Raw genomic sequence first — 23,505 nt, 5'->3', positions numbered from 1 at the left:
CCATTTGATCTTCAAATTTTAATCTATACGACCAGGAATGGTTATAGAAATGACGAATTTAACTAAAATCATCAATCAAAAATACAAAAAGCTCCTTAGGTCCGTGCGCACCTAAAACCAATGTTTTTTCGATATCGGCAGTTCTGCTTGGGCCTGTAATGTTGCTGATCATTGATGGGATCTGATTACCATACTTATTCTTCAGTAACAGAAAAGCATCTTTAAGATCTAAAACCAACTGACTGGTTCTGGCGATCACAATATGGTGATGCGGGAAGATGCTGAGCCTTCTTCCTGCAGCGCCTTGATTGGTTACCATTACACTACCATTGCGGGCAATTAAGGCTTCGCAAAGGGTAATACCTACCTCGGCCTGTTCAAAATCTTTATCGGTTTGGTAAAAAGGAAATTCGTATTTGCTTAAAAATTGCTGAAGTTCTGGTTCCCAGCAGTATATTTTTCGCCATTTAAACTTATCGGCCAGCTGCAGCATGTTTTCAAAAAAATCGATCCCGTCCTCGCAGAAGATAAAGTTGCCAGATATAGCGGTAAGCTGTTCGGCAAATAATACCTCTAGCTCATCCGTATTTTTTTTATACAATTGACTTTCTTCTAAATTAGGATAGGGGTTTTCGCGCTTTTCTAATAGTGCCTTCCTTATCTTTTTTAGTATTTGTTCCTTCGCTGTCGTATTATCCTTCATTATAAAAAAAAGCTACCCTAATAACTAAACTAGGGTAGCAAATGTAATAATAGAAATTATTTATTTATGCTTCTACCGGAGTAATATGTCCGGGAGTTCCGCTTTCTCCCTGATTTTCGAATAAACGTTTTCCAAAAATCACTTCTAAATCATCTTTAAATAAAACTTCTTTTTCGATTAAAATATCAGCCAATTGAATCAATTTATCTTTATTTTCTTCTAATAAACTAATTGCTCTTTGGTATTGACCTTCAATTAATGCAGAAATTTCTTTGTCGATAGTTAAAGCGGTATCCTCTGAATATGGTTTAGAGAAATTATACTCGTTCTGACCCGATGAATCGTAATAAGTAATGTTTCCTAATTTATCGTTCAAACCATAAATGGTAACCATTGCTCTGGCTTGTTTATTTACTTTTTCTAAATCGCTAAGTGCGCCAGTAGAGATGGTATCGAACATTACTTTTTCAGCTGCCCTACCGCCCATAGTTGCACACATTTCATCAAGCATTTGGTGAGGACGAACAATTAAGCGTTCTTCTGGCAAATACCAGGCAGCACCTAAGCTCTGTCCGCGTGGAACAATAGTAACCTTAACTAAAGGCGCCGCATGTTCTAACAACCAGCTTACTGTGGCGTGACCAGCCTCGTGAATAGCAATAGCACGTTTTTCACTTGGCGTAATGATTTTGTTTTTCTTTTCTAAACCGCCAACAATCCGATCTACAGCATCTAAGAAATCTTGCTTATCAACTGCTGATTTATTTTTACGGGCTGCAATTAATGCTGCTTCGTTACAAACATTTGCAATATCTGCTCCAGAAAATCCTGGGGTTTGTTTTGCTAAAAATTCGGTATCAAGCTCTTCTGATTTTTTAAGTGGAGTGATGTGAACTTCGAAAATTTGTTTACGCTCTATAACATCCGGTAAATCAACATAAATCTGTCTGTCGAACCTACCAGCTCTTAATAATGCCTTATCTAAAACATCAGCACGGTTAGTGGCAGCTAAGATAATAACATGTGTATTGGTGCCGAAACCATCCATTTCAACTAAAAGTTGGTTTAAGGTGTTTTCGCGTTCATCATTTCCACCCATTACACCGTTTTTACCACGCGCACGGCCAATAGCATCAATCTCATCTATAAAGATGATACAAGGCGATTTATCTTTTGCTTGTTTAAATAAGTCGCGAACACGTGAAGCGCCTACCCCAACAAACATCTCAACGAAATCAGATCCTGATAAAGAGAAAAAGGGAACCTGAGCCTCACCTGCAACAGCTTTAGCCAATAAGGTTTTACCAGTACCTGGCGAACCTACAAGTAAAGCACCTTTAGGGATTTTTCCGCCTAGATCAGTATATTTTTTAGGGTTTTTAAGGAAATCAACAATTTCCATTACCTCCGTTTTTGCTTCTTCTAAACCAGCAACATCGTTAAACGTAATGTTTACCTGACTTTCTTTGTCGAATAAAGTAGCTTTTGATTTCCCAATACTGAAAATCTGACCGCCACCGCCAGCGCCACCGCCCATTCTGCGCATCATAAAGATCCAGAAACCGATTAAAAGCAATACAGGTAAAATGATGCTTAAGAACCAGCTTGCTAATGGATTGCTACGGCTAGTTTTTTCTGCCAATACCCTTGGTTGGTTAGCAGGAAGATCTTTTTGCGAATCGGTAAGTTGTTTATCAAGGCCATCCATTGTGCCGGCATTGAAATATACAACAGGACTAGCATTGTTACTGTTTACATTAAAAGTGCTATTACTTTTATAAGCATCATAAAGCTTCTTCTTGTCTAAACTATCTTTTTTGATGTAAACCTCTACCCGAACTAAATCATCTGCTTTATAAGCAACAACTTTCTGAACATCACCTTTAAGTAACATCTGTTGTTCAAATTTTTGGTAGGTAACCTCTTTACCGCCATCGGTAGTAAATAAAAACTGTGCTGCTATAATTGCAATGATAATGGCCGCATAAACCCAGAAAATATTAAATTTTGATCCTTTTTGTGGTTTTTTAGGGATGTTTGGAATTCTTTTCCCTTGTTTTTCGTTGGTATTTTGATTGTCGTTCATTTGTCTTTGTCAAAATGGTTGTAGTAGGTTATGCGCTTTGATAATTTGTGCTTTCAGCATCCCCCCAAAGTTCTTCTATGCCATAAAAGTGGCGCTTTTCGGTTTTAAAAATGTGCACAACCACATCGAAATAATCGAGAATAATCCAATCTGCAGATTCGAATCCTTCTTTATGTCTTGGATCGGCCTGAGTGGCTTTATATATTTCTTTTTCTACACTATCGGCAATAGCCTTTACCTGAGTACCGGAGTTGGCACTCGCAATAATAAAGTAATCAGCCACTGAGGTATGAATATTTCTAAGATCTAACCGCACTATATCTTCTCCTTTTTTTTCCTGGATGCCGTGAACGGCTAACTCAGAAAGGTATGTAGAAAGGGCTACTATTTTCTTTTTTACCATTAAAATGCTTTAATTTTGGAATTACAATATTATAAATTCAACACTTGCAAAATAACACTTTTTCGACACTATTTGTTGGTCAAAATTTAATCAAATTAAAAGAAGTTGATTCTACTAATAACTTTTTAAAAGATTTGGTGTCAAAATCCGAGCCATTAGCCGAAGGGACTGTAATTATGGCAGATAATCAGTTTGCCGGAAGAGGACAGCAGGAAAGCGTTTGGCAAACCCAAGCAGGAAAAAATATAAGCACAAGCATTTATTTAAAACCTTCTTTTTTGCCTCTTAATAAGCAGTTTTATTTAAATATAGCAGTTAGTTTAGCCGTTAGTGATGCTTTATCTTGTTTTGTTCCTGAAGGGATAAAAATAAAATGGCCTAATGATATGTATTACCAAAATAAGAAATTAGGCGGAATATTAATCGAAAACACACTGACAGGCAATTCTATTAAATCATCAGTAATTGGCATTGGTTTAAATATAAATCAATCTGAATTTTCGGATAATATTAACCAACGCGCTACTTCCGTCATTCAAATTTTACAAAGAGATGTGCCTTTAATGGATATTATGGATAAAATATTCATATTTATGGAAAAATACTACTTAATTTTGAGGGCTGGAAAATATAGTATTTTACAAAATGATTACCTTTCAAGGCTTTACAACTTTAACATTCTAGGGTTATATATGCAAAATGGAGAGATTTTTGAAGGTACTATAAAAGGAGTTGAAGATGGCGGTAGGTTAACTGTTGATACAAAAAACGGTTTAAAAGTCTTTAACTTTAAAGAAATAGAATTTACACACACAAAATAAACACATAATGAAAAAAATCACCTTGGTGCTTTCGATGGTACTTTTTACCATCGCTGGTGCATTAGCTCAAATCGAAAAGCCGGTTACCTGGGCTTATTCTGCAAAAAAAGTAAGTAAAACAGAGGCTGTTATCTATTTAAAAGCTACTATTGATGATAGATGGCATATTTATTCTCAGAATGTAAAAGACGGAGGGCCGGTAAAAACCACTTTTACTTTTACACCTTCTAAAGATATTAGCCTTGTAGGCAAAACAATTGAACCCAAAGCAATTGTTAAATATGAAAGCACTTTTAAAATGAACGTCAGTTATTTCGAAAAAGCGGTAATTTTTCAACAAAAAATTAAGCTAAATAAAGCAACTACAGTAGTTAAAGGGGTGGTAGAGTTTATGGTTTGTAACGATAAACAATGCCTTCCACCAGAAGAAGTTGAGTTTAGCATTCCGGTTAAATAGTTGACATCAAAATATTTACAAGCAGTCCCGAATTTTCGGGACTGTTTCTTTTTAAAGTAAAATCTACGTGTTGTAGTGGTTTAAAAGAAATCGTTTCTAAAATTATTCTTAATTTCACGGCTTCAAAATACACACAAAACACACAAATGAAAAAGGTTTTATTATTGTTATTAATAGCAACAATGTTTATTGCATTGCCTGCTGTTAAGAGTTACGCCATTGTAACTCAAGATACCACGGCAACCGCTCCTCCCGATGATATTGTTTTTACCGAAGTTGGTTCTGCACAAGATAGTGCTGCGAATGGCGCGGTTAAGGATTCGGTAAAAAAAGACAGCGTTAAAGTTGAAAAGCCGGCTGCCGTTTCTAAAAGCGCAGCTCCAAAGCAATCCCTTTGGATAACTTTTGGCTTAGGTCTTTTAGCTGGTATAGCCGCTTTCTTCCTTCCATGTATTTTTCCCATGGTTCCGCTTACAGTTGGCTTTTTTACTAAAAGAGCAGAAAGTAAAGCTAAGGGAATCCGGAGTGCCATTATTTATGGACTATCGATCATTGTAATTTATGTAGGTTTAGGTGTAATTATCACCTTAATCTGGGGTGCAAGTGCGCTTAACGAAATTTCTACTGATGGATTTTTTAATATTTTCATCTTTATCATACTGATCGTTTTTGGGGTATCTTTTTTAGGTGCTTTCGAAATCACGCTGCCCAGTTCATTTGTTAATAAGCTCGACGCAAAATCAGATTCGAAAGGTTTGAGCGGTATATTTTTCATGGCAGCAACTTTAGCGGTTGTTTCCTTCTCTTGCACCGGCCCACTGATCGGAACCTCATTGGTTGCCATTAATACCGATCTGCTAACACCAGTTGTGGTGATGTTTGGTTTTTCATTATCTCTAGCGGTAATTTTTACCATGTTTGCCATTTTCCCAAGTTTAATGACGGGGTTGCCAAAATCTGGCGGGTGGTTAAATTCAATTAAAGTTTTCCTTGGTTTCTTAGAGTTAGGATTATCGTTAAAATTTCTTTCAACAGCCGACTTGGCATATCATTGGGGGATATTAGACCGTGAAATTTTCTTGGCAATCTGGATAGTACTCGCTTTAATCTTAGGTGTTTATTTACTGGGAAAAATTAAATTTTCTCATGATAGCGATCTTCCTTATGTTTCTGTACCAAGGTTATTTATTGCAACAGCAACTTTCGTATTTGCGATATATTTAATCCCAGGCTTATGGGGTGCTCCTTTAAAAGCAGTAAGTGCATTGGTACCTCCATTATCCACGCAAGATTTTGTAATTGGACAAGATGGTGGTGGTTCTAATCAAGTATCAACACCTAGCCATGCGAAGCGTAAATATTCTGAATTCTTGCACATTCCGCATAATATTGATGGATTTTTTGATTATCAGGAAGCTTTGGCTTACGCAAAGGAGGTAAAAAAACCGTTATTTCTTGATTTTACAGGCCATGGCTGTGTAAATTGCCGTGAAATGGAAGCAAGAGTTTGGTCTGATCCGAGGGTGCTTAAAAAGTTAAAGGAAGATTATATTGTTGTATCGCTTTATACTGATGACAAAACTGATTTGCCAGCAGCTGAGCAGTTCGAATCTAAAATTTTAGGCACAAAAGTGAATACGGTTGGTAAAAAATTTAAACATTTGCAGGCTGAAAGATTTAATACCATTTCGCAACCATATTATGTACTTTTGGGTACTGATGAAAAAGAATTAGTTTCGCCTCCTATTGGAGTAGAATTTAATATAGATAAATATTTGCAATATCTGGATAATGGATTATCAGAATTTGCTAAGAAACAAACAAATGAATAAGATTAAGAATATTGGTGTTTTAACCTCTGGCGGAGATTCGCCAGGCATGAACGCTGCAATAAGAGCCGTAGTTAGGGGCTCTATTTATTATGATATTGAAGTAACCGGGTTTATCCGTGGGTACGAGGGGTTGATCAACAATGATTTTATCCCCATGGACCGCAAATCTGTAGCGAATATTATCCAACGCGGAGGTACTATTTTAAAAACAGCCCGTAGTGAAGCATTCAAAACTGTAGAAGGCAGAAAAACAGCTTACGCAAGCTTAAAAGCTAATGGAATTGATGCCTTGGTTGTAATTGGTGGTGATGGAACATTTACGGGTGCCAATATTTTTTCTAAAGAATTCGATTTTCCGATTGTGGGCTTGCCAGGTACCATTGATAACGATTTAGCAGGTACCGATTTTACCATAGGATACGATTCGGCGATTAATACGGTTATCGATGCAGTAGATAAAATCAGAGATACAGCCGAATCGCATGATAGGCTTTTTATTGTGGAGGTAATGGGCCGCGACTCTGGGTTAATTGCTTTGAGAAGTGGAATTGGTGTTGGTGCCGAAGCGATCATGATTCCTGAAGCAAATATGAATGCAAACGATATCTTGCACAAATTGGAGCATAGCCGTAAAGATAAGGCATCAAAAATTATTATCGTTGCCGAAGGTGATGATACTGGTGGTGCATTTAAAGTTGGCGAAATTTTGCAGGAAAAATATCCACATTACGATACAAAAGTTTCGGTTCTGGGTCACATTCAACGTGGCGGCAAACCAACCTGTATGGACCGTGTGCTGGCCAGCCGACTTGGCGTTGCGGCGGTAGAAGGTTTAATTAATGGCGAAAGTGGCGTAATGGCTGGTCAAATTAACCGAGAAATCGTTTTTACCCCTTTTGATCATGCCATAAAGCACATCAATGCTGAGATGGTGAGTTCTAAGTGGTTAAAACTAATCGACATTCTTTCGTTTTAAACGAAAACAACATATAAAAGAAAAGTCTTTCCCGCACCGGAAAGACTTTCTTGTTTTTGCTTAGTTTCGCAATAAGCAAATTTCTTAATCTTCTAAAATTACAGCTGTGCCATTGGCACTTACCATAAGCATGCTTCCACCGCTTCCTACGGTTTCGTAATCTAAATCAACACCAACAATAGCATTTGCACCAAGGGCGGCGGCATATTGCTGCATTTCGTTAACTGCAGTATCTTTCCCCTCCCTTAAAACGCGTTCGTAAGAACTCGATCTACCCCCTACTATATCTGTTATTCCGGCAAATAAATCTTTAAAAATGTTTGCCCCAATGATAGTTTCTCCAGTTACCAGACCAATATATTTTACAATTTTTCTGCCCTCAACCGTGGGCGTTGTGGTTACTAACATAGTTTCAGTTTTAATAATTAGAACCAAATTTTTTCGAAATGTTACATTTTTTTAGAAAAGCCTGTTTTAGGTTTTCTGCAGCGATTTTGGGCTTCTAAAATCAATGAAGAAGATGAGGTTCTGAAAATAAATTTATGTAATCGCTAATGCTTTTGCATCACTATTTAAAATTACCGTTATGAGACCATCTAAAACCTTACTCATTCTTCCTTTATTATTGGCCACATTTTTTGTTCAGGCGCAAATGCCTGTGTTAAAGGTGCAACAGGCCGAAACCAGCGAACAAAAAGATGCTGTTAAACTTAAAAAGTTAAATATCGATGTACAGATTACCGGAAATGTGGCCACCACGGTAATGACGATGACATTCCATAATAGCAGTAACCGCATTTTAGAGGGTGAATTAACATTCCCGATGCCCGAAGGGGTAAGCATTAGCCGTTACGCTTTAGATATTAATGGAAAAATGCGAGAAGCTGTTCCGGTAGAAAAAGCAAAAGCAACTGAGGTTTTTGAAAGTATTGAGCGGAGAAGAGTTGATCCGGGTTTGCTGGAGAAAGTAGAAGGAAATAATTTCCGCACCAGGATTTATCCATTACCAGCCAATGGGAGCAGAACCATAATCGTTGGTTATGAAGAAGAGCTGGGATTTAACAGTAATAATGTTTTAAAGTATCATTTGCCGCTCGATTATAACCAGGCCATCGAAAGCTTTACACTAAAAACCACTGTTTTCGAAAGCATCATCAAGCCAGAGCTTGGCGAACAGCCCGATGGCAGCTTTGATTTAAAGGCTAACGGGAATACTTATGTTGGAGAGATCAATAAAACCAACTATCAGCCTAAAAATGGTCTGACTATTAATCTGCCAAAACGAAATGATCTGACCGAAGTGCAAATGCAAAAAGCATCAACAGGTTATTATTTTCTGGTTAATGTTTTTCCTAAAACCGAAAGCCGCAGAAAACAGTGGAGTAATCAAATAGGTTTAATCTGGGATGTTTCTTTAAGTGGTCTTCAACGCAATACCGAGAAGGAAATTGAACTGTTGGATTTAATTATTAAACAAAAACAAAATTTAACCATTCAGTTAGGCTTAGTTAACAATGGCTTTAAGAATGCAGGTACTTTTGTGATCTCGAATGGTAATTGGACACAATTAAAAGATAAACTGAAGAACCTTGTATATGATGGTGGTACAAATTTCAGTGCAATCAATACTAGAAGTCTGCAGGCCGACGAGTATATTTTATTTACAGATGGGTTATCTACATTCGGGAAAAATACTGTTAGCTTAAATAAACCCGTTCATTGTATCAATACAGCCCTTAAAGCTGATTATAGCACATTGAAATTTATCAGTATGAAAACGGGAGGACAATTTGTAAACCTCAATTCCACTTCAGTTACTGAGGCTTTTAAACAATTGAACCAGCAAAACCTTCAGTTTTTAGGGATTAAAAACGGAGCAGATGTAAGGCAGACTTATCCGTCAATGAAAGTAAATGTAAATGGACACTTCTCTTTGGCCGGTATTATGAATGAGTTTAATACCGAATTTACGTTGCAGTTCGGTTTTGGAAATACGGTTGTTTCAGAACAAGTCGTTCGCTTAAATGCTACGGAGCATGCTCTAAGCAGTATTGATGTTAGTCGTGTTTGGGCGCAGAAGAAAATTGCTGAAATGGACATTCAATATGAAGATAATAAGGATGACATTAGTGTTTTAAGTAAACAGTTTGGTATTGTTACCCGCAATACGAGCCTTATCGTTTTAGAAAACCTTGATGATTATTTGCGTTATGATATTGTACCTCCGGTTGAATTGCAACAGGCTTATAATACGGTTTTGAAGCAACGTAGAGCTGCTATTTTAGAACGTAAGCAAGATTTAATCAATGCGGCGGTAACCATGACTAAAGAACTGAAAACATGGTGGAATACCGATTTTTACTATAAAGAGTCAGAAAAGAAGAAAGAGAGATACCCTGATCCTGGGCAAAGAGATGTACATGGAGATCCAAGTGCTAATATTGTAATGGCTGAACCTGCTAGAGAGAGCCGAAGAAGAGAAGTTGCTGCCGATCAAGCGCGTGCTAGAAATAGGGCCGAGTCTGCAAGTCAGGTGAGAATGCCAGCGCCAGTTGCGAAACAAGCATTAACCAATAATGAAGATAAAGCTCTTAATGAAGTGGTGGTTGTCGGCTATTCAGCTCAACGAAAAAGTGCCGTTACCGGATCGGTCACAACCATTAGGGGGACTGCTTCAAGTGGTTTTCTTGAGGGCAAAGTTGCAGGGGTTCAAGTGGCAAAAACCACACCGGCTCCTCAACAACTGGCTATCATTATCCCAGAGTTTAAAAGCGATAAGGATTATATGAAAAACCTGGTTGGAAAGCCAGATAGTGCTTACCAGATTTATTTAAAAATGCGTTCAACTTACATCAGTACGCCTATGTTTTATTTTGATGTGGCCAATTGGTTTTATCAACAGAAAGATAGCGTTAGGGCACTGACCATTTTAAGTAATATTGCTGATCTGGATCTCGAAAATGCCGATTTATATAAAACTTTAGCCTATAAATTAAAACAGACCGGAAATTATAAAGACGAGATTTTTATCACACAGAAGATTTTGCAATGGCGGCCAATGGATGCTCAAAGTTACCGCGATTATGCTTTGGCCTTAGCCGATAATGGGCAATACCAAGCGGCGTTAGATAATTTATACAAGGTGCTTACCCAAAGTTATAATGCTCAGATTGCTGACCGAGACCAAGGAATTGAGGAGATTGTGATATCCGAAATAAATAACCTGATTGCGAAACAGGGCAATAACGTAAGTGCCAAAGGAATTGATAAAAGGTTAATTCAATCCTTGCCTGTAGATGTACGCGTGGTGCTGAACTGGAATAAAAATGATACTGATATAGACTTGTGGTTAACCGACCCAACAGGCGAAAAAGGATTTTATGGAAACTCGAGAACAAAAATAGGCGGCAGGATCAGCAACGATTTTACTTCAGGTTATGGCCCCGAACAATTTATGATCAAAAAAGCAATAAAGGGAAAATATAAAATCGAAGTTAACTATTACGGCGATAGGCAGATTAACATTAGCGGGCCAACAACCGTAACCGCTGAGATTTATACCCGATATGCAACAGGCAAACAACAAAGAAAAGTTATTGTACTGCCGATGGCAGCGGGGAGAAGTGGTGGTAACCTAGTTGGAGAATTTAATTTTTAGAAATGTGATTACACGGATAAAATGATTGCACAGATTTAAGAGTTGTCAACTTTCTAGCGGGTTGGCTATTAAAGTTGACAACTCTAAGTTATTCTAAAATTGTCGTTTAGAATAGAAGCACAGGAATAAGTGGGAGTGTAAACAATCTAAATGGAAATACCTGATGGGATTCTTGTTATTACGCTTCTTTAAGGAAATAGTTAAAGCAATAAACCAGCTACTTCCTCCCAGGTGTTTACGCGTTCGTATTCTGTTAGGAGCAAATTATGGGGCGAGGTAAATAATAAAGGGCGACCAGTAAAATTTACAAAATTTTTAGCGCGGTCGTCGATAATAATATCAACATTCACAATTTTATTTCCGCAGAACATAATGTGCTGCCAATCGATGAAAGGAAAATGTTCGGCCATCCAGTCGTACTTATCAATCAATGAATTACGGAACTCCATCGCCGCCGAAACAATGTAAACATCATATTTCTCTTGTAAAGCTTTAATTACCCGCTGGCTATCTGCAATAACTTCGAGATCGCGAAAAAAACCGGGCTCATTTATATATTCGAACCATTTCTGGTTAACATCTTGCGGAACATGGTGATAGATTTCGTTTCCGGCATCAATTTTTAAATCTAATGGAACGTTAAAGTCTCGGTTATACAGTTTAATAAATTTTCCAAGGGCATCGGCAATCACCTCGTCCATATCAATCGCAATTCTTTCCATTTTGTATCTGCAAATATTTTGGCGCAAATATCCTGAAAACAAAGAAATTAAACTATGTTTTTAATTTACAGTATTTTAGTTATCTTTGCAGCCCCGCAGCATGAAGCTCCGGGAACTATGTTGAATACATAAATACAAAAAGAAATGGCAACTAAAATCAGATTGCAAAGATTCGGTAAAAAAGGAAAACCTTTTTTCCACGTTGTGGTAGCAGATTCTCGCTCTCCACGTGATGGTAAATTTATTGAGCGTTTAGGTTCTTACAACCCAAACACCAATCCTGCAACCATCGAAATTAACTTCGAAAAAACTTTAGCTTGGGTAAACAGTGGTGCACAACCAACTGATACAGCTCGTGCTATCCTTTCTTACAAAGGTGTTTTATACAAAAAACACTTAGAAGGCGGTGTTAAAAAAGGAGCTTTAACTCAAGAACAGGCAGATGAGAAATTTGCGGCTTGGTTAGATGCTAAAGCTGGTAAAATTTCTGGTAAAACAGAAGGTTTAGCTACTTCTAAAGCAGATGTGCGTAAAGCAGCATTAGCAGCAGAAGCTAAGAAAAAAGAAGATAAAGCAGCAGCTATCGCAGCTAAAAATGCACCAGTTGCAGAAGAGGTTGTTGAAGAAGAAGTTACTGAAGAAGCACCAGCTGTTGAAGCTGAAGCAACTGAAGAAGCTCCTGCAGCAGAAGCTACTAAAAAAGAAGAAGGAGCAGAATAATTTTAATTATTTTGTCTCATAAAATAGCGTTCCGGATATTCGGAACGCTATTTTTATTTAAAAGATATTATCACAGTTCGTCATGCTGAACTTGTTTCAGCATCTCTCTTGAAAGACCTTAAACTAAATCCGATGGCTATCGGAGCAGGGTGACGATTGAATTTGAAATATGAAACACGAAGAAGCATTTTATATAGGTTACGTTACCAAAACGCGGGGTTTAAAGGGAGAAGTTCAGGTATTTTTCGAATTTGATGAATACGAACAACTCGAATTTGATGTGGTATTTGCTGATATGAATGGTAAGCTCGTTCCGTATTTCGTGGCTTCAGCAAAACTACAAGCCAATAAAACAGGCTATTTTAACTTTGATGATGCTGATCATATCGATAAAGTACAGCCACTATTAAAAAAGAAATTATACCTGCCCCTATCGCAGATGCCCGAACGCGAAGAAGGAGAATTTTTGTATACCGATTTTAAAGGCTATTTGGCAATAGATGAAACTTTGGGTGAATTGGGCGAAATTTTGGAAGTAAACGAATATCCGCAACAATTTGTGGCTACAGTGATGTATAAAGAAACCGAAATTCTGTTCCCGCTAAATGAAGATTTTATTGTAGAATACGACGAGGATGAAAAAACATTAACCCTCGATTTACCTGAAGGTTTGCTGGATGTTTATCTGGAAAGCTAAAAAAATCAAAAATATTTTCGTGTTTTTTGCTACTGTTAAGCCTATTTTGTAAAATAAAATAATCTTTTAGTAAAAAATACTTGACATTTATATCAAAAATACTTTACATTTAGTAAAAAATATTTGATATATGAAAAATTCGCTTTTAATCCCAAACAAGTACAAGGTAATTGGTTGGGTGATTTTTTTAGTCTTTTGCATCTTGGGATTCTTCTGTTTAACTAAGGAATTTAGAATCCCTGGTTTTCAAATTTATTCATTAAAGTATATAAATGAACACTCACCAATTAATTTCGCTGATTATAATTTAACCAATGAGTTTGCAATTTTAGGTATTACCATAGGATTACTGATGGTAATGTTTTCTAAAGAAAGAATTGAGGACGAATATATTGCTGTACTTAGGCTAAAGAGTTTGCAGTGGGCCGTTTTGGTCAGTTACGTTCTACTGTTAGCCATAAATTTTTGTTTTTACGGGCTTTCATTTTTGATGATTTTGGTGTATAATATATGGACAATACCCATAGTTTTTTTAGCCAAATTTAATTATAGTTTGCACCGATTAAGAAAAGAAGGGTTCTCTGATGAAAAATAATATTCGCGTACAACGCGCCATAAAAAATATCACCCAGGCCGAACTTGCTGATTTAATTCAGGTTTCAAGGCAGACTATTAATACTATCGAATCAGGAAAGTATGTTCCATCAACAGTATTGGCGCTGAAAATGGCCAGGGTTTTTGATAAACCTGTTGAGGAAATATTTGAGCTGGAGGATGGCGATTAACAGATCATGTTTTTTAAAGGAAAATCGATAAGGGTTAAAATTGATACTGAGCATAGCAAAATTCGACTTTGGACTAAAGACTTCAGACTAAAGACTTACCTTTGCACCATGCGTTTCGATATTATAACAGTTTTGCCCGCTTTATTAGAAAGTCCGTTTGCTCATTCTATTTTGCAGCGCGCACAAAAAAAGGGCATTGCCGAAATTGTAGTTCATAACCTACGGGATTATGCAACCAACAAACAAAAGAGTGTAGACGATTATCAGTATGGTGGTGGTAGCGGCATGGTAATGAGTATTGAGCCTTTTGCGGCTTGCATTGAGAAATTACAGGCTGAGCGCGAATACGATGAAATTATTTTTATGAGTCCAGATGGTGTTACTTTAAATCAAAGTACCGCAAACGAACTTTCCATTAAACAGAACATCATTATTTTGTGTGGCCATTATAAGGGCATAGATCAGCGTATACGGGATATCTTTGTAACAAGGGAGATATCGGTTGGGGATTATGTTTTGAGTGGAGGAGAGCTGCCTGCTGCAATTGTGGTAGATGCTGTTGTGCGTTTAATCCCAGGTGTTTTAAATGATGAAACTTCTGCCCTATCTGATAGTTTTCAGGGAGAACTGCTTGATGCACCAGTTTACACCCGACCGGCAGATTGGCGTGGACATAAAGTGCCTGATGTTTTATTAAGCGGCCACGAAGCTAGAGTGAATGAATGGAGGCATGAACAAGCCTTGGAGCGAACTAAAACACGCCGGCCTGATCTTTTAGAATAAAATTTCCTTGTAAATAATAAAGGTAAATTCTATTTTAGGAGAAACGCTTCTAGTCCCGATAATATGCCCAAACAGATTGTTATTTGTGATGACCATTTACTTTTTTTAAATGGCATTTCCGAATTGCTTAAAAATACCGGGAACAACTATGACATTTTTAAATTTAGTGATGCGCATTCTTGCAGAAACCATTTAATGCAAAATGTTGCTGATGTTTTCATCTGCGATTTAAATATTAACCACTTTGATGGGTTTGTATTGATTGAAGAACTCAAATCTCAGCTGAAAAACACCAAAGTAATTGTCCTCACCGCTTATTACGAAGATTTTCTGATTCAAAAGGCAAGGAAACTGGGTGTAAATGCTTTCCTGAAAAAAGAAACACCTGCCGAGGAGCTTATCAGTATTATCGAATCAAACAAAAATAGGGAGTTTTATACCAATAAGAGCTATAAAAAAGGAGAGAGCGTGTATAGCGCGATTGATGGTTCAATTGTCAATAAATTCCGGATCTCTAGGCAGGAGAAAGAGATCATTAAATTAATCATCAAAGGATTAACCAGTAAAGAAATTGCTGAAGTATTGTTTATCAGCATCACAACAGTAACTACCCATCGGAAGAACATCCACCGGAAGCTGGAAATCAATAATAGCAGTTCGCTCATTAAATTTGCTCATGAGAATAACCTACTTGATTAGCTTTCTGCTATTCCCGCTATTCTCTTGGGCACAAACCATAAACAAATCAATATCGGTTGTATCCAGCTATGCTGTAGACCAAAACTCATCATGGACGAGAGGCATTTTCCAACAACAAAAATTTCACTCACTTCAGCAAAATAGCAAAGTTAACATTGGCTACAACAAAGATGCGGCAGTATGGTGCAGATTTATTGTAAAAAATCTAAGCGCTTCACAAAGCATGAAAACGTGGCTATGTTTTAACAATAACCATATTGATAGCCTTACCCTTTATGATGGTAAAGTAATTAAAACCATTGGCGATAGAACGGTTGGCAGAAGCCCTTTTATCGAAACACTGGCATTTGAACTTAACCTGCAACCAAGCGAAGAAAAGTTACTCTGGGTTAGGGTTAAAAAAGAGACTTCCTTTTTAGATTTTTCTTATAACCTTGAAGATCAGGATCGCCTGGAAGCTAAGTCATCAAGAAAAACAGCACTGACTTCCTTTTTTATCGGTATCGTCTTTTTGCTGCTCATGATCAATGGAATATTATTCTTGATGACCAAGGACAGATTGTATGTTTATTATATTGGCTATTCTATACTAACCGCATTTTACACGGCAATTACAACCAACTTTGCCAAGCATGTTCTATTTCCGCAGTTTAGATTTTTTAGCGAGGGACGGGTTTACACTGGAGCACTTTGGTATATTGCCCTCAGTATTTTTCTTGGATATTTTTTAAAGCTGAAAGAAAATCAGCCCGTTAAGCATAAGTTAATTATAGTTCTTGGTAGCATAAATTTTTTGCTAATTTTAATTTCGATTTCGTTATTGGTGTTTTATAATGACTTTGAATTTCGATACTTCTTTGTGTTGGGCTATATCATATTCCTGGCTTCAATATTCATCCTTTTTTGGGCGGCATTAACACATCTAAAAATTGAAAAAACCCAGGCGGTGTATGCACTTCTTGCCTTTGTTCCACAACTTGTATGGGGCGCTTGTTTAATTTTAAAGACCTTTGAAGTTATTCCCCAATCATTGGGCGATAATTGGATGTTATTTATCAGTCTTTATGAGGTGTTTTTGTTCGGTTATGTTTTATCAAGAAATTATATCGATATTTTTTTGAAGAACAACGAGCTGATGCAAGAGGTTATTTTTGAAAAGGAAAGCTCGCTAAGAGCCATTAGTGAAGTTCAGTTACGTGAGCGGAGAAATATCGCTAATATCATTCATGACAATGTAGGGAGTAAGATTGCCCATATTATTCATCTTTTTGACATGAAGAATGCCAAACTTGCCAAACAAACAATAAACGAACTGGCTGAGGACATTAGAGAAATATCACATAAAATACTGCCAAAAGCACTTGATGAAGGAGCCTTAATATCCAGTCTGCAAAGCCAGATTTCCAGTCTAAACGCAGTTTTAACAGATGTAAAAATTGAGCTTTTCTTTTATGATTTTCCTGATAAAATTGATGAAAAATGGATTTATGATTTATACCTTATCACACTTGAGGTTATAAACAATGCTATTAAACATGGTAATGCAGCGTTAATTACCATCGAACTTTATAAATATGCCAAAAACTACCATTTTCAGTTTACTGATGATGGGCTCGGCTTCGATCTGCAGAAAACAAGCAAAGGCTTTGGACTCGAAAACATTGAAAAAAGAGTAAATTACTACAAGGGTAATTTCGAAATCAGTAGTGTTAAAAAAGAAGGCACTATTATTCAGATCAATATCCCATCCCATCATTAACCTTTATCCGTTTTCGTAGGTTCAGTAGCTTTAAATATACCCTTTAAAGGGTATTTCTGCCAGAGTAACTTTCATGTACTTTAGCTTAATAAAAGCAATACACCCTTTAATAAAATGAGACTTAAAGGATTAGAAAAACAATTCTGGTGGCATTTTGGGCATATTACCGAAGCTAAAAACATCCCTACGGAACTGCCTGGTTTTACCAGCATTGATTCGTTGGTTGATGATGAGTATTTAGCCATGCTTTTTGCAAAAGTTTCTGTTATGGAGAGCGTTTATTTGAAAGAAACAAGGGTAACCGATGAGGGCGTGAAATTGATCAGTAATATTAAGCAGCTTAAACATTTAACGCTCATGAAGCATGAAAATATTACTAAAGCGTGTTTGCCCTATCTGAACAAACTGACCGATTTGGAATACCTCGATATTTGGAAAACTAAAATCAGGTTAGAAGATATATCGGTTTTAAAAGATTTAAAAAACCTAAAAGAGCTGCATATATCACCTCACGAGGAGGGGGTAGAAGAAAGTTGGGATGCTATTTTGGAAAAAATTATTAAAGCGGAAGAAACATTGCCCAACTGCACTATACACACTTAAGATAAAGCGTAGGTAAATAATTTACCTCAGAATATTGAATACTAAATTTCGCAATAAGTGCCCTGCTGACCTTTTGGAATAGAAGCATTTAACACAATCGAATGTGGAATTCATAAAGATTGTGGAAAAAATTAAATTAGGTTTTTTTTTATCAAAAATAATCCCTAATATTGCAATCCGATTTTCACGGGATGAAATATCGATTTAATAGCTTAAAATCATGGATTTAGTAAAATTTGTTGAAGAGCAGGCCATCGCGAAAAAAGATTTTCCTGCGTTCAAGTCTGGCGATACAGTGAGCGTACACTATAAAATTCGCGAAGGTAATAAGGAACGTATCCAAATTTACCAAGGTGTTGTAATACAACGTAACAGTGCTGGTGCTAACGAAACTTTCACAGTTCGTAAAATGAGTAACAGTATTGGGGTTGAGCGTATTTTCCCTATTAATTCTCCAAACATTGAGAAGGTAGAAGTGAATAGCTATGGTAAAGTTCGTAGAGCGAAATTGTTCTATTTACGTGCTTTAACTGGTAAAGCTGCCCGTATCAAATCTTTGAGAAAATAATATTCTTTATTATAAGATATAGCCTTCACGATTAATTTCGTGGAGGTTTTTTTGTTTGTACCTTTGTAAAATGTTAGATTCTGCTTTTTTCGACCAAGTTTTTTGGGGCAACACCATAAAAGCCTATTTCCTTTTCGGAGGGATACTTTTTTTAGGCTTAGTTTTTAAGAATATTGTTTCTAAGCTGTTAAGCAGATTACTGTTTAAGCTTTTCAGAAACTTTTCAAACCAATCGCATAACGATGCTTTCGTTGCCTTATTGGTAAAACCCATTGAGGTTTTTATTCTGTTAACAACACTTTATCTTTCCATTAACCAATTAAAACACCCGTTAGAGGTGGCTGTGTTCCATTATAGCAAATTAATTGGCAAGGTTAAAGAGTTGATACCTGTAACGATTGGCGATTGTATTGACCGGATATTTTTGTTTGGGATCATCCTGTCTATTTTTTGGATTATTTTAAGGATAATCGATTTCATTACCCACGTTTTGCTATATAAAGCATCGCTTACTAACAATAAGGCTGACGATCAATTGGTGCCCTTTTTAAAAGAACTGTTTAAAACGATCGTAATCTTTATCGGTTTCTTCACCCTTCTGGGTTTTGTTTTCGAGGTTAATGTATTAACGCTGATTACAGGATTGGGTATTGGTGGTATTGCCATTGCTTTGGCCGCTAAAGAGAGCTTAGAGAACTTAATAGGTTCATTCACCATCTTTTTAGATAAACCATTTACCGTGGGCGATCTGGTAAAAGTTGATGGTGTGGAGGGAACGGTTGAAAAAGTAGGGTTTAGGAGTACCAGAATAAGGACTTCCGAAAAAACCATGGCTACTATACCCAATAGAGGGATGATTGATGGTGTTTTAGAAAATCTATCGCTGAGGGATTCGCGGAAAGTATCTTTTATTATTGGACTTACTTACGAAACCAATTCAGCATCGCTAAGAAAAATCATTAGCGAAATAGAAAGTTACATCAACGATCATCAAGGTACCAGCGATGATGGTAATGCTTCTTTTAAAAGCTTTGGCGATTCTGGGTTGAATGTAGAAGTTAACTATTTCGTAACTGTACTCGAATATGCCGAATTCCTTAAAATCAGGCAAGAAATCAATCTTGAAATTATGGATATCGTTATCCGGAATAAATCAGATTTTGCTTATCCTACACAGCGCTTAATTAGCGATAGACCGGCTCCGGCAGGTCATAATGAAGAGGTAGGTAATGATACTATGGATTAAATAGTGACAGATTCCGTGGTCTGTGTAACTAAATGCTATTATTTAGTAGAAAAACAAAAAAGATGTCATCCTGAGCTTGTCGAAGGACAATCTTTTTTAGGTTTTTCGCATTTAAGGTCTTCGACAAGCTCAGACTGACAACGAGTGAGAGTTTAATTTAATAACATTGGTGTCTTACGGATAATAGGAATGTATAATTCTTTTTCTTTTTGGAAAGCAAGGGCAGTGGAACTATTGAAGTTTGTTCCTGCTCACGCTTCTGCCGATTGAAATATCGGCATCCCGCTTCGATCAGGTTTAAGTGGCAGCTTTTTGTGTTTCAAAATCTTTCAACTTCCGTGGTCTGTGTCCTCACAGATATCCAAGTAGCTAAAAATAAAAAAGCCGTCCCGATTTTACATCGGGACGGCTTCTCTTATATTCTGTTATGTGGCGCTTAACTCAAAGTAGCTAGTGTAGTTATTCCACCTTTTACTACCTGATTAAGCTCTACGTTCACTTTTGTGCCTACAGGTAAAAATACATCAACCCTGGATCCGAATTTAATGAAACCAAATTGCTCGGTTTGTACCACCTGATCGCCTTCTTTTACATACCATACAATTCTACGGGCTAAAGCACCGGCAATTTGACGGAACAATACTGGTGTGCCGTTTTTATGCTCCACAACAGTTGTAGTACGTTCGTTCTCTGTTGATGATTTTGGATTCCACGCAGCAAGGTATTTTCCCGGGTGGTATTTAAAGAATTTCACCACTCCAGAAATTGGATTACGGTTAATGTGAACATTTACTGGCGACATAAAAATCGAAACTTGTAGTCGTTTATCTTTAAAATATTCACCTTCTTCTGTTTCTTCAATTACTACAACTTTACCATCTGCAGGGCAGATAACCAAGTTTTCTCCCGAAGAAAAGCTGCGGCTTGGGTTTCGGAAAAACTGCAACACAATGATAAATAATGCGGCTGAAAAGATATAAATGAACCAGCGCAACCAGGTTATGTCGTGATATTTATAATCGACTACGGCGTTGATTACGAAGATAAACAATATGCTTAAGGCAATGGTGGTGTAGCCTTCTTTATGTATGGTCATTGTTTTAGAAATTATTGGGCAAAGGTGCGAAAAATAAATTAATCCAATCTAAAAATTATGCCTCTGTTGCTCTGTAAATATCAGTCAAGTTTCTACCAAGGCCATTATAATCTAATCCGTAACCCACCACAAACTCATTAGGTATTTCAAAACCAATGTATTCTAGTTCTTCAATTTCATATTTTAAAGCACTTGGCTTAAGTAAAAGAGAAGCTACTTTAATTGAAGCAGGATTTTTTTCTTTTATCGTTTTTAAAATATGCGTTAAGGTTAAGCCCGTATCAACAATATCTTCCACAATGATAATATCTCTGCCTTCGATGTTATCCGGCAGTCCGATTAATTCTTTTACATTTCCCGAACTTGCTGTTCCTTCATATGAGGCTACACGCATAAAAGCAACTTCGCAGGGTACGTTAATTTCTTTGATCAAATCGGCCATAAACAGGAAACTGCCGTTTAGCACGCCGATAAACAATGGGCATTTGCCCTCATAGTCAACATTAATCTGGATGCCCAGCAAACGTATCCTTTTGTTTAGGGTGTCATTCTCTAAAAATATCTCGAACTCTTTATCCTCTACTTTTATTTTATGCATGCTGCTGTTGAAAGGTTATTGTTAATTGTTTTATTGTTGGATTGCTAGGGTCAATAGGATAAACTGGTTAACTGTCAACTGCGAACTGAAAACTGCCAATTGGCAACTGAAAACTGATTACTTCTGCGTCTTTTCCAATTCCTTTTGTTTCCTACGTTCTTCCCTGCGTTCTTGCCTCAACTGTTTTTTGGTTTTACCAGTATCAGCAGGGTTAGTTATCTGTTTGCTCGAAGTATCTTTTTTAGACCCTCCGCCAAAAATACGATCGAATAAACTTTTGTTTTTATCCTGCACAATTACAGGTGGTAAACCATCTTCATCATCGTCAAATACTGTTGTGTCGATAACGGCAGTATCAGGTGCTAAATACTGGCGTAAACCTTCTCTTAAACGTACATTATAAAAACCATAACCAGAAGTATCGCTTGCTACCAGGCCTCTCCTTGCCATGATATTTCCCATAAACCTAAAGTAGTTGAACATGTAAGATTTCAAGCTTCCATCGGCCATAAATTTGTACATAGATGCTTTTGGTTTCGGTACAATACTCGCCAGAAACAAACCATCACCAATGGTTAAATCGGCAGGTTGTTTTCCGAAATAATAGCGCGAAGCTTCACCTATTCCATAAATATTCTGGCCTAATTCCATAATGTTGAAATATACCTCGAGCATCCGTTGTTTGCTTACCAGGTGATTATGTTCGATAAGCCAAACAATTAAAATTTCTTCAGCTTTACGGGCCAATGTTTTTTGACGGCTTAAATAAACGTTTTTAACCAGCTGCATGCTAATCGTGCTACCGCCGCGTTTAAATTTCTTTTCTTTAAAGTTTACGGCGATAGATTTACGGATCGATTCTTCAACAAAACCATTATGTGTAAAAAATGAAGGATCTTCTGCTGTTAAAACCGCATTAATAAAGTTTTTAGATATCGAAGATAAAGGCGTAAAATTTGAGTTTGATGGGCCTATGGTAATATCGCGCATCGGTTTACCATACTCATAAGGTGTGTAAACAAATGGACTGTTAATTTTTTGCAGATTGGTTTTACCCCACTGCACAATTTTGAAATCAACCGGTGTTAACGTAGAGCTAAAGCGAACACTATCCGGTATTTTAGTGTCTAAATAAAAATTAAGGTTGTATTTAACCTTACCCTGTACTTTTAATCCTTCCAGCGATTCGAACAAGCCTTGTGGAAAAGCATCTAAAACCCCTTGAGCATCCTGTTCTTCGGCATTTAGCTTTAACTCATATATTTTGTTCTTGCCTAAAGTATATTTAACAAAGGGATGGATCTGTGCATTTTTTAGGTAAGCTGTTGAGGTACTGTCTAAAGCAATATAATTGGGGCCAACTAAAACATCTGCATCCAATTTTGCACTTTGTACAATGATATCTTTTGATGCAATGCGTGGTTGATTAATTAACATGTTTTTTACCGACCAAGAGCCTGATATCTTATAATCGTCGCCACTGTATTTTGCATTTTTAAGTTCGGTTTGCAAGGTATCGAAGCTGATTTTTGCGTGGAGCTTATTGTTCAGGTAAGGTAATTCCAGTTTTTTTCCATCGGCATAAGCGGTGAAGCTCAATTCTTTGCTGCCAGGGTTTACATAACCATCTACATGCCAGGTAGATTCGTTGTTATTCACATCAATGGTCGATTTTAAATCGCCGCCATCAATTATAGCAGTAGTTGCAAAACTCAATTTGGCAGTATCGTGATCATTTAATTTAAAAACCATGTTCTTCACATCCATATCGTCAGGAATTTTATATAAAACCTGATTTAAGATGTTACTGGCTATTTCTGCTAAGTTGGCTTTTGCATTGGTTTGAGCGCTGTCTTTTTTCTTTCTTTTTAAGATAAAATCGATGTTTGTGGTCGAATCTTTCAGTACTACACTTACAAATCCATTGTTCAGTTTTACTTCTGAGAGTTTTACTTTACCAAAAATAAGCGGCAAAAGTTTTACACCCACACTGAGTTCACCAATGTTCGAAAGTGTATCTCTATCTTTAGGAACAACAGAAATGTTGGTCATTTTTACGGTGCTAAGCCCGGTAAAACCAGCCGATCCGATTTTAACCTCCAAACCATAATCTTTATCAGCTTTAGCAATTGCTTTGGCCACCATTTTTTTAAGAAGTGCTTCCCTTTTGCTATAGGCTACTGCACCTAAAGCAATACAAACAACTAAAAAAACACCTAAAACCCAGGCTCCGATTTTTAAATATTTTTTGGGGATCTTAATTTTTGGTATTCGCATATAGTCGTTAAAATGG

Annotated in this window: 23 protein-coding genes; 15 read left to right on the top strand and 8 right to left on the bottom strand. The window is 36.9% G+C overall.

The genetic code is table 11. The annotated features are described in order from the left end of the window. Positions 1-58: 58 nt before the first annotated feature. The 3 genes from EZ456_RS01415 to rsfS form a co-directional block, all read right to left on the bottom strand. Complete coding sequence (locus EZ456_RS01415) at positions 59-703, bottom strand: LutC/YkgG family protein (RefSeq protein WP_131526639.1); 645 nt, start codon at positions 701-703, stop codon at positions 59-61. A 64-nt stretch (positions 704-767) separates the two neighbouring features. Further along, positions 768-2,789 (bottom strand): ATP-dependent zinc metalloprotease FtsH, encoded by a 2,022-nt coding sequence (gene ftsH, locus EZ456_RS01410; protein WP_131526637.1) that lies wholly within the window; start codon positions 2,787-2,789, stop codon positions 768-770. 28 nt (positions 2,790-2,817) lie between these two features. Further along, positions 2,818-3,192: a ribosome silencing factor gene (gene rsfS / locus EZ456_RS01405; protein WP_057930976.1), complete on the bottom strand. Its 375-nt coding sequence runs from the start codon at positions 3,190-3,192 to the stop codon at positions 2,818-2,820. A 44-nt stretch (positions 3,193-3,236) separates the two neighbouring features. On the opposite strand from rsfS, the gene EZ456_RS01400 reads away from it, so the two are divergent. The 4 genes from EZ456_RS01400 (at position 3,237) to pfkA (ending at position 7,278) form a co-directional block, all read left to right on the top strand. Continuing rightward, the gene (locus EZ456_RS01400; protein WP_131526635.1) at positions 3,237-4,013 is read left to right on the top strand and encodes a biotin--[acetyl-CoA-carboxylase] ligase; all 777 of its coding nucleotides are present in this window, start codon (positions 3,237-3,239) and stop codon (positions 4,011-4,013) included. Positions 4,014-4,020: 7 nt separating this feature from the next. Further along, complete coding sequence (locus EZ456_RS01395; RefSeq protein WP_131526633.1) at positions 4,021-4,470, top strand: protein-disulfide reductase DsbD domain-containing protein; 450 nt, start codon at positions 4,021-4,023, stop codon at positions 4,468-4,470. Between the two features lie 146 nt (positions 4,471-4,616). After that, complete coding sequence (locus tag EZ456_RS01390; protein ID WP_131526631.1) at positions 4,617-6,302, top strand: protein-disulfide reductase DsbD family protein; 1,686 nt, start codon at positions 4,617-4,619, stop codon at positions 6,300-6,302. Beyond that, positions 6,295-7,278: a 6-phosphofructokinase gene (gene pfkA / locus EZ456_RS01385; protein ID WP_131526629.1), complete on the top strand. Its 984-nt coding sequence runs from the start codon at positions 6,295-6,297 to the stop codon at positions 7,276-7,278. The genes EZ456_RS01390 and pfkA overlap by 8 nt, the downstream gene beginning before the upstream one ends. A gap of 84 nt (positions 7,279-7,362) precedes the next feature. On the opposite strand, the gene EZ456_RS01380 is transcribed toward pfkA, so the two are convergent. Continuing rightward, entirely contained in the window at positions 7,363-7,686 is a 324-nt protein-coding gene (locus tag EZ456_RS01380; RefSeq protein ID WP_025141635.1) for a heavy metal-binding domain-containing protein, read from the bottom strand. 178 nt (positions 7,687-7,864) lie between these two features. On the opposite strand from EZ456_RS01380, the gene EZ456_RS01375 reads away from it, so the two are divergent. Next, positions 7,865-10,936: a VIT domain-containing protein gene (locus tag EZ456_RS01375; RefSeq protein ID WP_131526627.1), complete on the top strand. Its 3,072-nt coding sequence runs from the start codon at positions 7,865-7,867 to the stop codon at positions 10,934-10,936. 200 nt (positions 10,937-11,136) lie between these two features. On the opposite strand, the gene EZ456_RS01370 is transcribed toward EZ456_RS01375, so the two are convergent. Next, complete coding sequence (locus EZ456_RS01370; RefSeq protein WP_165501202.1) at positions 11,137-11,658, bottom strand: 5' nucleotidase, NT5C type; 522 nt, start codon at positions 11,656-11,658, stop codon at positions 11,137-11,139. A 144-nt stretch (positions 11,659-11,802) separates the two neighbouring features. Between EZ456_RS01370 and EZ456_RS01365 the strand changes: the two genes are divergently transcribed. The 10 genes from EZ456_RS01365 (at position 11,803) to EZ456_RS01320 (ending at position 19,518) form a co-directional block, all read left to right on the top strand. After that, positions 11,803-12,378, top strand: a complete 576-nt coding sequence (locus EZ456_RS01365; RefSeq protein WP_131526625.1) for a 30S ribosomal protein S16 — start codon at positions 11,803-11,805, stop codon at positions 12,376-12,378. 169 nt (positions 12,379-12,547) lie between these two features. Next, the gene (gene rimM, locus EZ456_RS01360; RefSeq protein WP_131526623.1) at positions 12,548-13,075 is read left to right on the top strand and encodes a ribosome maturation factor RimM; all 528 of its coding nucleotides are present in this window, start codon (positions 12,548-12,550) and stop codon (positions 13,073-13,075) included. Positions 13,076-13,205: 130 nt separating this feature from the next. Continuing rightward, positions 13,206-13,670, top strand: coding sequence for a hypothetical protein (locus tag EZ456_RS01355; RefSeq protein WP_131526622.1), 465 nt, complete (start codon positions 13,206-13,208; stop codon positions 13,668-13,670). Further along, positions 13,660-13,860 carry a helix-turn-helix transcriptional regulator gene (locus EZ456_RS01350; protein ID WP_131526620.1) on the top strand — a complete coding sequence of 67 codons (201 nt, stop codon included), beginning with the start codon at positions 13,660-13,662 and terminating at the stop codon, positions 13,858-13,860. Before EZ456_RS01355 ends, EZ456_RS01350 begins: the two co-directional genes overlap by 11 nt. Positions 13,861-13,968: 108 nt before the next feature. Continuing rightward, positions 13,969-14,643 carry a tRNA (guanosine(37)-N1)-methyltransferase TrmD gene (gene trmD, locus EZ456_RS01345; protein ID WP_131526619.1) on the top strand — a complete coding sequence of 225 codons (675 nt, stop codon included), beginning with the start codon at positions 13,969-13,971 and terminating at the stop codon, positions 14,641-14,643. Positions 14,644-14,706: 63 nt separating this feature from the next. Continuing rightward, positions 14,707-15,342 carry a response regulator gene (locus EZ456_RS01340; RefSeq protein WP_131526618.1) on the top strand — a complete coding sequence of 212 codons (636 nt, stop codon included), beginning with the start codon at positions 14,707-14,709 and terminating at the stop codon, positions 15,340-15,342. Continuing rightward, positions 15,320-17,101, top strand: a complete 1,782-nt coding sequence (locus EZ456_RS01335) for a sensor histidine kinase (protein WP_131526617.1) — start codon at positions 15,320-15,322, stop codon at positions 17,099-17,101. Before EZ456_RS01340 ends, EZ456_RS01335 begins: the two co-directional genes overlap by 23 nt. A gap of 114 nt (positions 17,102-17,215) precedes the next feature. Next, positions 17,216-17,704 (top strand): leucine-rich repeat domain-containing protein, encoded by a 489-nt coding sequence (locus EZ456_RS01330; RefSeq protein WP_131526616.1) that lies wholly within the window; start codon positions 17,216-17,218, stop codon positions 17,702-17,704. Between the two features lie 220 nt (positions 17,705-17,924). Beyond that, a complete protein-coding gene (gene rplS / locus EZ456_RS01325) occupies positions 17,925-18,272 on the top strand; it encodes a 50S ribosomal protein L19 (RefSeq protein WP_025141628.1) in 348 nt (115 codons plus the stop codon). A gap of 70 nt (positions 18,273-18,342) precedes the next feature. Continuing rightward, the gene (locus tag EZ456_RS01320) at positions 18,343-19,518 is read left to right on the top strand and encodes a mechanosensitive ion channel family protein (RefSeq protein ID WP_131526614.1); all 1,176 of its coding nucleotides are present in this window, start codon (positions 18,343-18,345) and stop codon (positions 19,516-19,518) included. Positions 19,519-19,954: 436 nt separating this feature from the next. Here the strand turns inward: EZ456_RS01320 and EZ456_RS01315 are convergent, their stop codons facing one another. From EZ456_RS01315 to EZ456_RS01305, 3 genes are all read right to left on the bottom strand, one after another. After that, positions 19,955-20,614: a phosphatidylserine decarboxylase family protein gene (locus EZ456_RS01315; protein WP_116250366.1), complete on the bottom strand. Its 660-nt coding sequence runs from the start codon at positions 20,612-20,614 to the stop codon at positions 19,955-19,957. Between the two features lie 55 nt (positions 20,615-20,669). Continuing rightward, the gene (gene hpt / locus EZ456_RS01310; RefSeq protein WP_131526612.1) at positions 20,670-21,212 is read right to left on the bottom strand and encodes a hypoxanthine phosphoribosyltransferase; all 543 of its coding nucleotides are present in this window, start codon (positions 21,210-21,212) and stop codon (positions 20,670-20,672) included. Between the two features lie 117 nt (positions 21,213-21,329). After that, entirely contained in the window at positions 21,330-23,489 is a 2,160-nt protein-coding gene (locus tag EZ456_RS01305) for a transglycosylase domain-containing protein (RefSeq protein ID WP_131526610.1), read from the bottom strand. Positions 23,490-23,505: the final 16 nt, after the last annotated feature.

The sequence above is a fragment of the Pedobacter psychrodurus genome (genome assembly GCF_004331735.1).
GTDB lineage: Bacteria > Bacteroidota > Bacteroidia > Sphingobacteriales > Sphingobacteriaceae > Pedobacter > Pedobacter psychrodurus.
Note: the sequence above shows the minus strand (reverse complement) of the source record. Positions and strands in the feature narration are given on the sequence as shown.